Source organism: Microbulbifer aggregans, assembly GCF_020524005.1.
Lineage (GTDB): Bacteria > Pseudomonadota > Gammaproteobacteria > Pseudomonadales > Cellvibrionaceae > Microbulbifer > Microbulbifer aggregans_A.
Genome location: NZ_JAIVKK010000003.1, coordinates 341689 through 355769, shown reverse-complemented (window position 1 = coordinate 355769; position 14081 = coordinate 341689). Strand labels below are relative to the sequence as shown.

Genomic DNA, 14081 nt, shown 5'->3' with positions numbered 1-14081 from the left:
TGTACCTAAACTAGGTTTTGTTCTTATCCTGTCTCATTAAAACGCAGTATTGGTGCGTGAGGATGAAACGGTGTTTTTGTCGCTTATGCGCGATTGGGTTGTCTAAAACATGGATGTTCATGTGATTTGTATATTTCACTTTTACGCCGATAAATTTCCGGTTGTTAAGGCGTAACGATGTATTTAAGAGAAGTTCAAGGGTTGAGGGTTGTTGCGGCATTGCTGGTGGCCGTTTATCACATCTGGTTCCAGAAGGTGTCGGGCGGGGTAGATGCTTTCTTTGTTATTTCCGGTTTTTTTATATACCGAACGCTGCTCAAACATGAACGGGTCGCCTGGAGCAATGTGCTTGGATATTATAAAAAGACATTTTCTAGAATAGCGCCAAGTGCCAGTGTGGTTATATTAGCTACCTGTGCAGGTTACCTATTGATAGGTATGGAAAGTAAGTGGTCCGTCCAAATCCGGTCGGCTATCGCTGCTATATTTTTTGTTGAAAACTGGTGGCTTTCTAGCTCGAGTGTAGATTACCTGGCACAAGGGGAGGTTCCGAGTCCCTTTCAGCAGATGTGGGCGCTGTCTGTTCAGATGCAGATTTATATCTTGATGCCCATCGTTTTGTTATTTCTATCCGCATTTGACTCAAGGCTCAATTTTAAGAAAAAGGCGATTTTGCCACTTCTGATCGTATTGTTTGTCGCTTCGTTTATTTATGCAATGGTGGCAACTTATGAAAATCAGCCAAAAGCATATTTTGATACGGGGGCGAGATTGTGGGAGTTCTTGACAGGCATGATATTGGCGGCCTGCTTCACTAAGGTGAGGATTCCTCAAAATCTCGCTCGAGTGCTTGGGTATAGCTGTGTATTTGTTTTCGTATTCTTTGCCGCGGTGATCCCCGTAAGTGAGCAATTCCCTGGTGTTCCAGCGTTAATACCGGTGATTTCTACCGCTGGAATTATTGTCGCCGCAGGGAATTCTGCAAGTTTGGGTTTTCTAAATAGCCGTTCTATGCAGTGGTTGGGGAATCTCTCATTTACTTTTTATCTTTGGCACTGGCCCCTCCTCACGGCATATTGGCAGGTTACCGGGTATTCGGAAGTTGGCGTTGTACCGGGGATCGGGATTATTGTGGTTTCGGGGGTTCTAGCATATCTAACTTACACAATTGTCGAAAAGCCATTCAGGTTGTCTTCGGTAGTGAATGGGAACTTTGTACCTGCATTGGCATCTTGTGTAGTCGTTATGATACCCGCAGTGATTATGGTCGGGGTGTGGGGTGGGCAATATATATCGGTAAAAGGTGCGGCCAGCAAGGACGTAAAAATATTGCTTAATGGTGGTGTTCCCGAGCATGTGGTACCCGCGACAGTAATTGCAAAATCTGATGTTCCCCAAGGCTATAAAAATGGATGTAACCAGCGTTGGGGAATGGCTGAAGTCATTGAGTGTGTTTTTGGTAATGAGAATGGATCAAATGAAGTCGTTTTGGTCGGAGGGTCTCATTCCTTACATTGGTTACCTGCATTGCAGGAAATCGCTAAAGTAGACCGCACTGTTAAGATCATAGCGATGACCAAAGGGAATTGTCCCTTAACACGTTCTGGCGCTTTGCTAGCGCTGGGTGAGGAATCCGTGTGCCTTGAGTGGAATAGGAAGGTGATTGCAAGGATAAATGAGTTGAAGCCCGACGCGGTCTTTACGCTGCTGACTTCTACCAGGGTAAACGATGAGGGGGTAACAGAGTATATCCCGGAAGGTTTTTATGACGCTTGGGGAGATATTCCTAATATCCCGATTATTGCAGTTCGTGATACGCCGAGATCAGATTTTGATTTTGTTCTATGTGTCGATAGATATGGGCCTTATTCGGAAAGATGCTCTGTGGACAAGAGACAGAAACTTGATTCCAAACTTGGAGCACTCATAGGTACAGGGAATCCGGGGCTATTGGGGTTGCCAGATAATGTATACCCGATTGATCTTACTAATTCGGTGTGTGAAAGTGACAGCTGCCTAGCTGTGCAGAATGGCATTATGAAGTTTCGGGATCGAGCACACCTTACCGCAACGTATGCCCGCTATTTGGCGCCGGAAGTTCATGAAAAAATAAAGAAAACTGGGGTTTTTTCCGGTTAATTGGCCTTAGTAAGGCATTTACTGAACGGCGCTTGGGTATGATCTACATCTCTCGCACTTCAGGTTGAGGCTGCCTTCCTACGATACTTCAGTCATCAGGGAGTCACCCTCGTTGCGTCTAAGCTCCCTTGTGTGACAATCCTGTTTTTTTGTTGGGGCTGGGAGGGTCTTTCACTGAACTAGGCGGACTTCGCTAATATTCTCTCGATTACGTTGCCCGATTATGTGTATATAGGAAAAATTGGACTCCCGTAGCAGCCCCACTTTAAGCTGCTGATACGATGCAGGTATTACTGCCCAGTGTAGGCAGCAGAATTAACCAACCTTTATTCAGGACTGATGTCAGGTCTGTACACTTAAAACGTTGCTGCTTGTCAGCAAGGAGGCAGATGTACCATGACCGGAGTTTTCCAAAGCATGCCGCCTTGGTTGTGGTTTGTGATTGCACTCATCGGGCTGTTTCTCGCACGCAAACCTGTGCACCAGGGTATTTACGCCCTCGCACGTTTTTTCCACCAGTCGCTGCGACTCGGGGCCAATGCGGTAGCCGCTGCCGAGGGGCGCTTACAATTGCGTAACCGCGAAGTACTGCTGGCCGCCGGCCGTGAGGCGACCGAGCGGCATATCGAGCGGGAATTCGATCGTATCGAAAGCGCGATGAAGAAAGAGCTGTCCCAATATCCAGCGCTGCACCGTAAACTGTGCGAGCAGCTAACTGCTATTGATGAAGACTATGTGCGCAGTGCCGAGGTGCCACCGGAGCCTACCAACTGGGCCAAGGCCATCAAAGCGGTAGCCGAGATACCGGCCAAGCAGGATCCGGTTGTCGGGGATGTGCTGGAGACCATCCATGGTTCCATGCGCAAAGCGGAAGCCAAGGCGCTGGAAGCCTATCGGGAATCCGCGCGGGAGCGCCACCAGTTGCTGAAGCGCATGATGCCCGCCTGGCGTTCGATCCTGAACAGCCTGGGGCGAGTCAACAAGACCGTGACCGCCGTACAGCAGCGGGCAAAGGTGGTTGATGGGCATATGGAGCGCTACGAGGAAATCCTGCAAAGCAGCGACCGTGCCCAGCGAATGTTGTCTTCCTCATCTCTTAGCCAGTTCTTTATCTCCGCATTCGTACTGGCTATTGCCGTAGGCGGTGCCCTGATCAATTTCCACCTGATAGCTCGGCCAATGACGGAAATGGTTGGCGGTACCAGCTATATCGGAAACTTCAAGGTGGCCGATATTTCGGCCCTGGTGATCATTCTGGTCGAAATCACCATGGGGCTGTTTGTAATGGATTGCCTGCGGATAACACGCCTTTTCCCAGTAATCAGCGCCCTCAACGACAAGTTGCGTACCCGTATGCTGTGGGCAGCCTTTGTACTGCTGTTTTTCCTCGCCAGTGTTGAGGCGGGGCTCGCTTTTATGCGTGAGATCCTGATGCAGGAAGACCTGGCGGTGAGTGCCCAATTGCGGGGCGAGATGGTTGACGCAACGGGAGGCGTTTACTGGATTACCACGGCTGCGCAGATGGGCATGGGGTTCATTCTGCCGTTTGCGCTGACGTTTGTCGCGATTCCGCTGGAGAACTTTATCGCCTCGGCGCGCACGGTGATCGGCGTGCTGTCCGCTTTCTTCTTGCGCCTGCTGTCGGTGGTACTGCGCCTCAGTGGCACCGGAATCTTGCGTATCGGCGCCATGCTGGTACGTGTTTACGATATCGCGATTTTTCTGCCACTTTGGCTGGAAGCGGGCTATTTGAATCGGCGCGCGAAGGCTGCCACCACACACGCTGAAGCACCCGTGCCATCCGAGGAAACCGGGGAGGCACCAGTATGAACGTTCAGCGCCGAATATTCCTGTCCCTGATTACACTTATCTCCATGTTGGCCATCGCGAGCTGCGGTGAGCCGGTAGCACGCAACCAGGGTGTGTACATGCTGATTGATACCTCCGGAACCTATACGGAGGAGCTGGGCAAAGCCCAGCAGGTGATCAACTACACCCTGGCCAAGTTGAATCCGGGAGATACCTTTGCGGTTGCGAGTATTAATACCGGCAGCTTTAGTGAAAAAAACATACAGGCCAAGGTCACGTTTGATGACCGCCCCAGTGTAACCAATAAACAGAAACAGGCGTTTCAGCAGTCCATCGACCGCTTCGTACAAGATACGAAGCCTGCCGCCTATACCGATATTACGGGTGGCCTGCTGCAGGCGGTAGAGTTCCTCAATGAGAAACAGCCGGGTCGCAAAACCATCCTGATTTTTTCTGACCTCAAGGAGGAGATCAAAGAGGGGTACAACCGGGATATACCGTTGTCTCTGGATGGTTACGATCTGGTAGCCCTGAATGTCACCAAACTGAGAACGGACAATGTGGATCCGAGTGAGTATCTCGGCCGCCTGCAACAGTGGCAGGAGAAAGTCGAGCAGAGTGGCGGCAGCTGGCGAGTGGTAAATGACCTCGAGCGGTTGGAAAAAATTCTGCGCTGATCAACAATGCCAACGTTCCAAATTTAACGGAGTAAATGGCAGTGGGCAGTGGTTGGCGCCGTACGGATGGTTACCCGATGGTTATCGCGCATGGCGATGAATCCGGCAACGGGCTGTATCCGGGCAATACATTGCTGTACTTGCAGGAGATGGTCGCGCTGGGCGTGGATGCGCTTGAAATGGACCTGAACCTGACAGCAGACGGTCACCTGATCCTGATACATGACCCGACCGTAGATCGCACCACCGAAGGGCAGGGGCTGGTCATCGACAAGTCTCTCGAGGAGCTGCAGAAGCTGAATGCGGCTTATCACTGGAGCCGGGACGGTGAGACCTTTCCTTATCGCGAGAAACCTCTGCGCTTCGTAACCATCGACGAAGTATTCAGTGCGATCCCAAATACACCAATGATCATAGAGCTGAAAAACCGTGAGTTGCATGCGGCTGAAGCGCTCAGCTCGGCAATCGACCGCGCTGGCTGCGGTGAGCGGGTCATCGTTTCCTCTTTTCACCACAAGGTTATTCAGGCGTTTCGTCGGTTACAGCCACTGGTGCGCACCGGATCGACTATGCGGGAGGCTCTGACTTTCTTCATCGCCCAGGGCATTGGTGTGGCGCACCGGCTGAAACCTGCGTACCGGGCCATGCAGCTGCCCAGCCGCTACCTCGGATTGAATGTCTATTCGCCCCGGTTTATCCGCGCCGCACGCAGGTGCGGTCTGCATATTGCGGTATGGACGGTGGATGAGATTGAGACGATGCATCGCTATATAGCGCTGGGATTGGATGGCATTGTGACAAACCGGCCTGATCGGTTGTTGGCGCTCATACGAGAGCAATAGAAAGCGGTACGACACACAAAAATACGAAAAATGTCGGGTTGGTTCAGGTAGCAGAAACAATGAAAAAACTATTGCTCTTCATCCTCGCCGCAATCCTGGTGTTTGTCGGTTGGCGCTGGCTGGCGGCGCGGCCCGCTGTCGATACCGGTCTGCAGTTTCCCGAATATCCTGCCAATGGTTTTCATCGCCCTTTGGTCATTGCCCATGCCGATGACTCGGGCAAAGGGCTCTATCCGGGTAATACACTGGAATTCCTGGAAAAGATGGCGGCGATGAACGTTGATGTGCTGGAGATGGATGTGCATCAAACGATGGACGATGAGCTGGTCCTGATGCACGACCCCACGGTGGAGAGAACCACCGAAGGTCAGGGGGCCATCAGTGCACTGACTCTGGCGGAACTGCAACAGCTCAATGTGGCCTACAACTGGCCTGGCGAGGGCGAGACTTATCCCTACCGGGAAAAGCCCCAGCGGATTTTGACGGTAGATGAGGTGTTCCAGCGCTTTCCCAAATACCCGATGATCATCGAATTGAAAACCGCGGATCCTGAGGCGGCCAGATCCCTGTGCCGCAAGCTGCGGGCATTTAACAAAAGTAACCAGGTGATTGTGTCGTCGTTTCATCAACCGGCGATCGACCGCTTTCGCGAAGATTGCCCGCATGTAGCCACCGGCGCCGGCTCCGATGAAGTGCGCCTGTTTGCGCTGGCGTCAAAGGTGGGAGCATTCCGTCTGCTCAGTCCGCGCTACCAGGCGCTGCATATTCCTACCGACTACGACGGTATTTTACTGGTAACGCCTTCGTCGGTCAGAGATGCACAGGCCCATGGTGTGCGGGTGGAAGTATGGACGGTCAATGACGAAGCGGAAATGCGGCGCCTGATCGCCATGGGGGTGGACGGGATCATGACCGACCGCACAGATCGGCTGCTGAAGCTCATTGCGGAACTGGAAGAGTTTGAGGATATGAGTGACTATTGAAAATCACTGTCTGTAGGCTTGGTGTACGTCTCGTTTAGGCCCAGGACGGTGCGCTGATTGTTAATAGACAGAAAGGAAAAAAATAATGAAATACACTCTGCTTGCCGCGCTATTGTCTTTTACTGCCGGCGCAGTCGCCAGTGAAGAAGCGGCCACTTTCGATATGAAAATCAAGGACGGCACCGTAGGTCAGGCTGTGACCATGGTAAATAGTTTCTGTGGTGAAGAAATCGAGCCCCTGGTGGCCAGCAATCCGGATGAGAAGCTCACCCTTGATTTCGAAGGGATCGGTTGTGAGGCTGCGGCAAAACTGATCCGTGACTTTGACCAGGGCGGCGAAGCCTGATTGGCAGTCCGATTGTTTTGTACAGGGCCAGTTATCCACACTAGTCGTGGCCGGCCCTGTCTCTATTCATTTCTGCTTTTTCCCTGACTTATTCGAGCCTTAAGGTCACTTCGGTTTCAACCTTTGAGTGAAGCCTGCCGCTATCTCTGCCAGTCGGCTGCCCCGTTTCTCTGTCGTATTACCGGCTGTCGCTTTCGGCTTTCCGTCTTTGTCTTCCTCGGTAATACGGAACCAGGCTGCGTAAAGCGCAGGCAGGAACAGCAGCGTAAGCGCTGTTGCAACAATCAAGCCACCCATAATGGCTACCGCCATGGGGCCGAAGAAGTCGCTGCGGGACAGCGGGATCATCGCCAGCACTGCGGTGAGTGCGGTAAGCACAATGGGACGGAAGCGCCGTACCGTAGATTCAATGATCGCATCCCAGGCGGTTAGCCCCTGCAGCCGGTCCTGTTGTATCTGGTCGACCAGTATCACCGAGTTGCGCATGATCATCCCGGCAAGCGCGATGGTGCCGAGCATGGCCACGAACCCGAATGGCTGACGGAAAATCAGCAGAAACAGGGTGACGCCGATAATACCGAGTGGCGCGGTGAGAAATACCATGCTGGTGAGTGAGAAACTGCGCAGTTGCAGCATCAGCAGGGTCAATACCACCAGTAGCAGAAGCGGCATACCGGCATTGACCGATGCCTGGCCGCGGGCGGATTCTTCCACGCTGCCGCCGATCTCCAGCAGGTAGCCCGGAGGCAGGGCGGAACGGAGTTGAGCCAGCTGCGGCCATATTTCCTTGACCACGCTGTCCGGCTGCTGCTTGCCATAAATATCGGCGCGTACAGTGACCGTCGGCAGCCTGTCGCGGTGCCAGATAATCCCTTCTTCAAATCCGTATTCCAACGTCGCGACCTGGTTGAGCGGGATACTGCGGCCTTCCGTTGTCTGAACCGCGAGATTGCCCAGTTGCCGCAGGGCCTGGCGCTCCTGTTCGGCCCCGCGAACCTCGACCTCGATCAGCTCATTGTCTTCGCGATACTGCCCGACGGTTGTGCCGGAGAGGGATCCCTGGAGGGCGCGGGATAACTCTGCGCTGCTGATGCCGAAGGTGCGGGCGCGCGCCTGATCCACCTCTAGGCGCACGACTTTATTTGGCTCCTCCCAGTCCAGGTGCACGTTGGTCAGGGCCGGGTTTTCGCGCACGATACCGGCGACCGCGCGGGCGATATTACGCACTTCAGCAATATGTTCTCCGGACACCCGGAACTGCACCGGATAGCCCACAGGCGGGCCATTTTCCAGGCGCGAGATGCGTGTGCGTACACTGGGGAATTGTTCACGCAGCGTGGTGATCAGCCAGCCCCGTACTGCCTCGCGCGCTTCGACGGACGGGGTGTTGATAACAAACTGCGCAAAACTGGCGGCGGGCAGCTGCTGGTCGAGTGGCAGATAAAAGCGGGGTGAACCTGTACCCACATAGGCCACGTAATTCTCAACTTGCGGGTGCTCTGCCAGTAAAGCCTCCAGCCGCCTGGCTTCTTGCTCGGTGGCATTCAGTGAGGCGCCTTCGTTGAGCTTCAGGTCGACCATGAGCTCCAGACGCGCCGATGACGGGAAGAACTGCTGCGGGACAAACCGGAACAGCATGATCGCACCGATAAAAATGGCCAGTGTGGCGACAATCACGGTCTTGCGATAGTGCAGGCACCATGCCAGCAGGGCGCGAAAGCGTCGGTAGAAGGGTTTGTTATAGGGATCGTGCGTCGTATTTTGATGCCCCTGTGCAGAAAAGTCCGGCAGCAGGCGGTCGCCGAGGAAGGGTACAAAGATCACCGCGGCAACCCAGGAGGCCAGCAGTGACAGCGTAACCACCTGGAAAATGGAGCGAGTATATTCCCCGGTACCGGACTCCGCAGTGGCGATTGGCAGGAAACCGGCAGCGGTAATCAGGGTGCCGGTCAGCATGGGGAACGCGGTACTCGTCCAGGCAAAACCAGCGGCCTTGAGACGGCTGAATCCCTGCTCCATTTTGATCGCCATCATTTCCACGGCAATGATGGCGTCGTCGACCATAAGTCCCAGTGCCAGCACCAGTGCGCCGAGGGATATCTTGTGCAGGCCGATGTCGAAGTGGTTCATCAGGGCAAACGTCATGGCCAGAACCAGTGGGATTGATAAGGCCACCACCAGCCCGGTGCGGAACCCGAGGGAGAAGAAGCTTACCAGCATGACGATGGCGAGGGCTTCCGCGAGTACTTTGAGGAATTCACCGACGCCGCGTTTCACTGCGGCGGGTTGATCGGAAACCTTGCGCAGCGACAGGCCCAGCGGCAGGTCCTCCTGAAGGCGGGCAAACGTCGCATCGAGGTTTTTCCCAAGCTGCAGAATATCGCCGCCTTTTTTCATGGATACCGCAATGCCGATGGCATCGTCGGCCATAAAGCGCATACGCGGCTGGGGGGGATCGCTGAAGCCCCGGTGAATCTCGGCGATATCACCCAGGCTCAGGGTGCGTTCGCCGGCGGTGATCGGGAAGTCCCGGATTTCGTTTACGGAACGGAACTGCCCGCCCACTCGAATGCGTACCCTGTCGCTGCTGGCTTCAACAAAGCCCGCATCAGCGACACTGTTTTGCGCCTGCAGTGCCTGCTGTACTGCAGCCAGGGGAATGCCCAGGGAGGCCAGTTTGGTGTTGGATATTTCCACCCAGATTTTTTCGTCCTGCAGGCCGATCAGCTCAACCTTACCAACGTCGTCCACTCTTTGCAGCGCGAGCTGCAGGCGTTCGGCGTAATCTTTCATCAAGGCATAGTCAAATCCCGGCCCGCTGAGCGCATAGATATTGCCGAACGTCGCGCCGAACTCATCGTTGAAAAATGGCCCGTGAATATCCGGTGGCAGGGTATGGCGAATGTCGCCGACTTTTTTCCGTACCTGATACCAGAGATCGGGAATTTCATGGGAGCGCATACTGTCGCGTGCAGCGAAGATAACCTGGGACTGCCCCGGGCGGGAGAAAGAGGTGATACGGTCGTATTCGCCGGTTTCCATCAGCTTCTTTTCGATCCGCTCGGTGATCTGGCGCGATACCTCTTCGGCGCTGGCACCGGGCCATAGGGTATTGATCACCATCACCTTGAACGTGAATGGTGGATCTTCGCTCTGCCCGAGCTGGGTATAGGAGACAGCGCCGATGACACTCAGCAAGATCATGGCGTAGAGCACCAGTGGGCGGTTGTTCAACGCCCACTCAGAAAGATTGAATCGCATGTCGGTAGTTCCGGACTGAAATCAGTGAGGAAAGAGAGTGGCGGGACGGCAGTTGCCGTCAGAAGTTTTGAGCCAGGTTCGCGCCGAATTCAATGGGTCTATTCTGGCGATCCACCGGGCGCACACGCTGACCGTCCTGTACCAGCTGAGTGCCGGCAGCGAGGATCCAGCTATCTGGTGTCAGACTGCCATGAATTTCGGCCGTTTCATCGCCATAGCTCACCACTGTGACCAGGACCTTTTTCAGTACCATGGTTTCCGGATTGAGTGCCCAGACATAGGCCTGTCCGCTGTCTGCAGTAACTGCGGCCATGGGAACACTCAGCCTGCCTTTGGCCAGGGGGTTCTGCACATACACCCGCGCACTCTGCCCCAGCTCTGCCTGAATCTGTTGGTTGTTGAACGCAATCCGCGCTTCAAACGTGCGCAGGTTCGGATCGGCTGCCGGTGAAAGTTCACGGATCTGGCCCTTGAACGGTGTATCCGGGCGGGACCAGAGTTCCAGCGTGACTGCTTGCCCGACGGCAAAACGGGTAAAATCCTGTTCCGGCAGGTCGATACGCACTTCGCGTTCGCCATCGGCGGCGAGGGAAAAGACACTCTGGCCCGCGGCGACGATCTGCCCGCTATCGATCATACGACGGGCGATGATGCCGTCGCGGGGGGCTTTGAGAACGGTATAGCTTGTCTGGTTTTCGGCAACTTCCAGCTGGGATTTGGCGTGCGCGAGCTGGGCTGCACTGGCGTCGAAACGGGTTTGTACGGTTTCAAATTGGGATTCACTCACCAGTTTCCGCTTCAGCAGATCGCGATAGCGGGTCAGTTCACTGCGGGCGTTGCGGTGCTCTGCCTCGGCAGCGGCCAGTTGCGCGCGGGCGCTGTCCCGCTGCAATAGCAGGTCTTGCGGGTCCAGCTTCGCCAGCGGCTGACCTGCGATCACGCGGTCACCGGTTTCCACTAAACGTTCGGTGATTTCGCCGCCAATGCGAAAGGCCAGTGTGGGCTCGTGCCTTGGTCGGACCTCGCCCGGGTATACGGCCAATTGCGCGCCGGATAAGGTAGGTTGGGCAACGATCGCGGGGCGCGGTGGTTTCTGCTGGCCGGCTTCCGGGGCAGAGCAAGCGGTTAATGCCAGCGCAGCCAGTACGAACGCGACATGGCAAAATCGCCGGGAAAGGGACTGGTTTGACACAGGGGACATGTGTACCTCACTCCTTGTGGTTGATGTTTTCCCGGCAGTGCCCCATACCTCTGGCGCTGCGTTTATCGGCGGAAAAACTGGTACTCTTGTGTTGCTGGTGTATTGCGAATGGGCAAGGTGCCGGGCCAGTGCCGGAATCGGTGCCACAAATACTATACTGGGCAGTATAGTAAGTATATTGAACTCGTGAGTCCACTAATTGTGTGGGATCTTGTTGTGCTCGTGGGAACGGCGCACAGGAAAGATTCCCGGAACGATTCCTGGAGAGGACTCTCGGAAAGGAAAAATGGGTAGTTATGTCTGAACAAACGGTAACCGAGCAAAGTGGCAGTCGTGGGCGTCCGAAGGATCCGGCCAAACGCCGTGCGATCCTGGAGGCCGCAAAGACGCTGTTTCTCACGCACGGGTTTGCCGGTACCAGTATGGATGCGGTGGCAGCAGAGGCTGGTGTCTCCAAACTCACGGTGTACAGCCATTTTTCCGATAAGGAAAACCTGTTCAGTTCGGCCGTTGGGGCCAAGTGCGAAAACCTGATGCCGATGCCGCTGTTCACCCTGCGGGAAGGGGAGCCGGTGGAAGGCTTACTGCAGCAAATCGGCGAAGCCTTTCTGGAAATAATATACGGAGAGGACTCGATGCAGTTGATGCGCCTGATCAACGCAGTGGGTGCTCAGGACCAGACTATGGCACAACTGTTTTATACGGCAGGCCCACTGCGTACGCAGAATGCCATGTCGCAGCTACTGGAGCAGGCCGATGCGATGGGACAGTTGCAGGTATCAGATACCCTGCACGCCGGAGAACTGTTTTTTGGCATGTTGCAGGGCGGGTGCCGCCACTTCCAGATCATACTTGGGTGTTGCAAGCCACCGTCGAAAGAGGAAAACCGCAAGCATGTGGCTGAAGTAGTAAGAATATTTATGCGGGCATATGGCTCCTGAGCTTCAATAAAAAAGGCCCGCCAGTTTTTGCTGGCGGGCCTTTTTTATTGGATGGATGATTACCCGTGACCAGACCTAGCTGCGGATCTTGTAGCCGGTACGGAAAATCCACCAGATACCCGCCATGCAAAGCAGCAGGAACAGCAGTGTCATTCCCAGGCTTACCCCGACATTCACATCCGATACACCGTAAAAGGCCCAGCGGAAGCCACTGATCAGGTATACCACCGGGTTGAACAGGGTCACCTTCTGCCAGAATTCCGGCAACATATTGATGGAGTAAAAAGCGCCACCGAGAAAGGTCAGTGGGGTAACGACCATCAGTGGGATCACCTGCAGTTTCTGGAAGTCATCTGCCCACACGCCGATGATGAAACCAAACATGCTGAAGGTCAGGGCGGTCAGGATCAGGAAGGCCACCATCCAGAACGGGTGGGCAATCTGATAATCCACAAACAACCGCGCGGTCGCCAGAATCAGTAGGCCGAGAACGACGGACTTGGTGGCCGCGGCGCCCACGTAACCTGCAACCACTTCAAAAGCGGATACCGGTGCGGAAAGTACTTCATAAATAGTGCCGGAAAACTTCGGGAAAAAGATGCCGAAGGATGCGTTGGAGATACTCTCGGACAGCAGCGAGAGCATGATCAGCCCGGGAATAATGAAAGCACCGTAGCTGACGCCGTCAATATCGCCCATACGCGAGCCGATCGCTGCGCCGAACACAATAAAGTAGAGCGATGTGGAGAGCACCGGTGAGGCAATACTCTGCATCAGGGTGCGCCAGGTGCGCGCCATTTCAAATTTGTAGATGGCGCGAATGCCGTAAAAATTCATAGTTACTCCTGATTGATCACCCGGCCTGCTGCCGCTCGCTCTGGTTCTGGTGCACCAGGTTCACGAAAATTTCTTCCAGTGAACTTTCGCTGGAATGCAGGTCTTTGAATTCGATGCCCTGCTGGTTGAGGCCGCGTAACAGTTCGGCAATGCCGGTGTGTTCACGCTGGGTGTCGAAGGTGTAGATCAACTGGTTGCCCTCGTCGATAATCTCAAGCTCAAACGCCTTCAGCGCTTCGGGCAGTTGTGCGATTGGCGCCTGCAGTTGGATCGCCAGCTGTTTCTTGCCCAGTTTCTGCATGAGGGTATTTTTTTCTTCCACCAGCACGATCTGACCGTGATTGATCACGCCGATGCGGTCGGCCATTTCCTCGGCTTCTTCGATGTAGTGGGTGGTGAGGATGATGGTGACACCGGATTCCCGCAGGCCGCGCACCATTTCCCACATATCCCGGCGCAGTTCCACGTCGACGCCGGCAGTGGGTTCATCCAGGAACAGGATCGAGGGTTCGTGGGAAAGCGCCTTGGCAATCATGACCCGGCGCTTCATCCCACCGGACAACGCCATAATTCGGCTGTCTTTCTTTTCCCACAGGGATAGCTGGCGCAGGATTTTTTCAATATACGCGGGATTCGGCGCCTTGCCGAACAGGCCGCGGCTGAAATTCACTGTGGCCCACACGCTCTCGAAGGAGTCTGTGGATAACTCCTGGGGCACCAGGCCGATCTTGCTGCGGGCGGCGCGATAATCCCGCTGGATATCGTGGCCGTCAGCGCTCACGGTGCCAGCAGTCGCATTGGCGATGCCACAGATAATGCTAATTAGGGTGGTCTTGCCGGCCCCGTTGGGGCCGAGGAGGGCAAAAATTTCGCCTTTGTTGATATCGAGATCGACAGATTTGAGTGCGGTAAAACCACCGGCATAGGTTTTACCGACGCCCCGTACGGAAATGATCGGTTGCACGCTTCCCCCTTCAGTTTATTCAGCGCCGGCCATTGTGCCCTGAAGGCGACAGCCGGCGCCAGCGCGAGAGGCGTATTGTTG

Annotated in this window: 11 protein-coding genes; 7 read left to right on the top strand and 4 right to left on the bottom strand. The window is 54.7% G+C overall.

The window, feature by feature from the left end:
• The first annotated feature begins 177 nt into the window (after positions 1-177).
• The 6 genes from LC093_RS06405 to LC093_RS06380 all read left to right on the top strand — a co-directional run bounded on the left by LC093_RS06405 (position 178) and on the right by LC093_RS06380 (position 6796).
• Positions 178-2139 carry an acyltransferase family protein gene (locus LC093_RS06405; protein WP_226663353.1) on the top strand — a complete coding sequence of 654 codons (1962 nt, stop codon included), beginning with the start codon at positions 178-180 and terminating at the stop codon, positions 2137-2139.
• A 396-nt stretch (positions 2140-2535) separates the two neighbouring features.
• Positions 2536-3969: a hypothetical protein gene (locus LC093_RS06400; protein WP_226663351.1), complete on the top strand. Its 1434-nt coding sequence runs from the start codon at positions 2536-2538 to the stop codon at positions 3967-3969.
• Positions 3966-4625: a VWA domain-containing protein gene (locus tag LC093_RS06395; RefSeq protein ID WP_226663349.1), complete on the top strand. Its 660-nt coding sequence runs from the start codon at positions 3966-3968 to the stop codon at positions 4623-4625. Before LC093_RS06400 ends, LC093_RS06395 begins: the two co-directional genes overlap by 4 nt.
• A 41-nt stretch (positions 4626-4666) precedes the next feature.
• The gene (locus LC093_RS06390) at positions 4667-5467 is read left to right on the top strand and encodes a glycerophosphodiester phosphodiesterase (RefSeq protein WP_226663347.1); all 801 of its coding nucleotides are present in this window, start codon (positions 4667-4669) and stop codon (positions 5465-5467) included.
• Positions 5468-5526: 59 nt separating this feature from the next.
• A complete protein-coding gene (locus tag LC093_RS06385; protein WP_226663345.1) occupies positions 5527-6450 on the top strand; it encodes a glycerophosphodiester phosphodiesterase in 924 nt (307 codons plus the stop codon).
• Positions 6451-6535: 85 nt separating this feature from the next.
• Positions 6536-6796, top strand: a complete 261-nt coding sequence (locus LC093_RS06380; protein ID WP_226663343.1) for a hypothetical protein — start codon at positions 6536-6538, stop codon at positions 6794-6796.
• Positions 6797-6901: 105 nt separating this feature from the next.
• Here LC093_RS06380 and LC093_RS06375 read toward each other — a convergent pair whose 3' ends face one another.
• The gene (locus LC093_RS06375; protein ID WP_226663342.1) at positions 6902-10057 is read right to left on the bottom strand and encodes an efflux RND transporter permease subunit; all 3156 of its coding nucleotides are present in this window, start codon (positions 10055-10057) and stop codon (positions 6902-6904) included.
• A gap of 58 nt (positions 10058-10115) precedes the next feature.
• A complete protein-coding gene (locus LC093_RS06370; RefSeq protein WP_226663340.1) occupies positions 10116-11258 on the bottom strand; it encodes an efflux RND transporter periplasmic adaptor subunit in 1143 nt (380 codons plus the stop codon).
• 296 nt (positions 11259-11554) lie between these two features.
• Here LC093_RS06370 and LC093_RS06365 point away from each other — a divergent pair, with 296 nt between their 5' ends.
• Positions 11555-12199 carry a TetR/AcrR family transcriptional regulator gene (locus LC093_RS06365; protein WP_226663338.1) on the top strand — a complete coding sequence of 215 codons (645 nt, stop codon included), beginning with the start codon at positions 11555-11557 and terminating at the stop codon, positions 12197-12199.
• A 75-nt stretch (positions 12200-12274) separates the two neighbouring features.
• Here the strand turns inward: LC093_RS06365 and LC093_RS06360 are convergent, their stop codons facing one another.
• Both LC093_RS06360 and LC093_RS06355 read right to left on the bottom strand, forming a co-directional pair.
• Entirely contained in the window at positions 12275-13036 is a 762-nt protein-coding gene (locus LC093_RS06360; RefSeq protein WP_226663336.1) for an ABC transporter permease, read from the bottom strand.
• A gap of 16 nt (positions 13037-13052) precedes the next feature.
• Positions 13053-14000, bottom strand: a complete 948-nt coding sequence (locus LC093_RS06355; protein WP_226663329.1) for an ABC transporter ATP-binding protein — start codon at positions 13998-14000, stop codon at positions 13053-13055.
• Positions 14001-14081 lie beyond the last annotated feature (81 nt).

Bases quoted from the DNA above. Each gene is read 5' to 3' on its own strand.
- LC093_RS06405 (WP_226663353.1), top strand. From the start codon at position 178: ATGTATTTAAGAGAAGTTCAAGGGTTGAGGGTTGTTGCGGCATTGCTG.
- LC093_RS06375 (WP_226663342.1), bottom strand. From the start codon at position 10,057: ATGCGATTCAATCTTTCTGAGTGGGCGTTGAACAACCGCCCACTGGTG.
- LC093_RS06400 (WP_226663351.1), top strand. From the start codon at position 2,536: ATGACCGGAGTTTTCCAAAGCATGCCGCCTTGGTTGTGGTTTGTGATT.
- LC093_RS06395 (WP_226663349.1), top strand. From the start codon at position 3,966: ATGAACGTTCAGCGCCGAATATTCCTGTCCCTGATTACACTTATCTCC.
- LC093_RS06385 (WP_226663345.1), top strand. From the start codon at position 5,527: ATGAAAAAACTATTGCTCTTCATCCTCGCCGCAATCCTGGTGTTTGTC.
- LC093_RS06360 (WP_226663336.1), bottom strand. From the start codon at position 13,036: ATGAATTTTTACGGCATTCGCGCCATCTACAAATTTGAAATGGCGCGC.
- LC093_RS06365 (WP_226663338.1), top strand. From the start codon at position 11,555: ATGTCTGAACAAACGGTAACCGAGCAAAGTGGCAGTCGTGGGCGTCCG.
- LC093_RS06380 (WP_226663343.1), top strand. From the start codon at position 6,536: ATGAAATACACTCTGCTTGCCGCGCTATTGTCTTTTACTGCCGGCGCA.
- LC093_RS06370 (WP_226663340.1), bottom strand. From the start codon at position 11,258: ATGTCCCCTGTGTCAAACCAGTCCCTTTCCCGGCGATTTTGCCATGTC.